The sequence below is a fragment of the Rhodopseudomonas sp. BR0G17 genome (genome assembly GCF_010907025.1).
Classification (GTDB): Bacteria; Pseudomonadota; Alphaproteobacteria; order Rhizobiales; family Xanthobacteraceae; genus Rhodopseudomonas; species Rhodopseudomonas palustris_H.
In genome coordinates, this window is the sequence record NZ_QUML01000170.1 from 1 (window position 1) to 423 (window position 423).

The following is a 423-nucleotide window of genomic DNA, read 5'->3' on the forward strand; positions in this document are numbered from 1 at the left end:
CTGTCGATGCGCAGCGCGGAGGAGATCGCAGCCGAGCTCGGCGCGGCGCCGGAAGCTGTGGCCGAGGCCGAAGAGGAAGCCGAGACCGAAGCCGACTTGCCTGCCGCGGTGGTGGCGGCCAATTCCAATTCGACCGCAGGCACGCTGGTGGAGCAGACGCTGGAGCGTCCGCTGCGGCCGGGCGAAGTGTCGCTCGACGAGCTGGAGCGCGCCTTCCGCGAGACCGAGATCGAGATGGCCTCGCCGCCGCTGCAGCCGGTGGCCGAGGAGGCGCAAGCTGTGGCCGAAGCCGCGCAGCCCGAGCCGAAGTCGGCCGCCAAGCCGAAGACCGCCAAGCCCGCGGCCAAGAAGTCCGGCGGCGAAGCTGAAGGCGCGACCGAGGGCGGAGCCGGCGGCGGCGTCGCCAATCAGTCGATCCGGGTC

Annotated in this window: 1 pseudogene; it reads left to right on the top strand. The window is 72.3% G+C overall.

The window, feature by feature from the left end:
- Nucleotides 1-423: pseudogene (locus DY467_RS25720) on the top strand (hybrid sensor histidine kinase/response regulator); the annotation flags it as partial.